Genomic DNA, 251 nt, shown 5'->3' with positions numbered 1-251 from the left:
GGGCGAAGCGGCAACAGTAGCAATAAGAAAGGCGCATACATGGTTGGTAGTTTGCCGGTGGTGGCGGCTAAAAATACTACTGCGAAGATATCTTGCATGATCAATATACCAATGGCCACACGACCATAAAGTGCATTCATCTCACTCTTATCTTCTAATACTTTTACCGCAAACACGGTACTGGAAAAGCATAGAGCGAAAGACAAAACAACAATGCCTGTGCTTGATAGCTCGCCAATGCTACTAATACC

The 251-nt window shown here is 44.2% G+C and carries 1 protein-coding gene; it reads right to left on the bottom strand.

Annotation, left to right across the window (positions count from 1 at the left end; all coding sequences use genetic code 11):
* The coding region (locus tag Q4528_RS14975; protein ID WP_303522473.1) for a cation:proton antiporter domain-containing protein at positions 1–251 on the bottom strand (251 nt) is incomplete at both ends.

The organism is Staphylococcus pasteuri (assembly GCF_030547725.1).
Classification (GTDB): domain Bacteria; phylum Bacillota; class Bacilli; order Staphylococcales; family Staphylococcaceae; genus Staphylococcus; species Staphylococcus pasteuri.
The sequence above is the reverse complement of the archived record's forward strand: the minus strand, read 5'-3'. Positions and strand labels throughout refer to the sequence as shown.